Annotated in this window: 1 protein-coding gene; it reads left to right on the top strand. The window is 70.8% G+C overall.

The genetic code is table 11. From position 1 onward, the window contains the following. Positions 1-11: 11 nt before the first annotated feature. A partial coding sequence (locus QZH66_RS18975; RefSeq protein WP_305807316.1) for a hypothetical protein occupies positions 12-301 on the top strand: 290 nt, incomplete at its 3' end.

Here is a 301-nt window from a genome sequence, read left to right as displayed (position 1 = left end):
CGGCAGCGCCCGTGAAAGAGCAGACCGCCTGGGGCATGGCCGGCGACGCGGCCGCCGTGCAGCGCACCATCACGCTGCGCATGACCGACGCCATGCGCTTCGAACCCAGCCACATCGAGGTGCGCGAGGGCGACACCGTGCGCCTGCGCGCCGACAACCAGGGCCGGCTGATGCACGAGATCGTGCTCGGCACCCAGGCCGACCTCGACGCCCACGCCGACATGATGCGCAAGCACCCCGGCATGGAGCACGATGCGCCCTCCATGGCGCACGTCGCCCCCGGCAAAATTGGCGACATCGT

Source organism: Stenotrophomonas sp. YIM B06876, from assembly GCF_030711595.1.
Classification (GTDB): Bacteria; Pseudomonadota; Gammaproteobacteria; order Xanthomonadales; family Xanthomonadaceae; genus Stenotrophomonas.
Note: the sequence above shows the minus strand (reverse complement) of the source record. Positions and strands in the feature narration are given on the sequence as shown.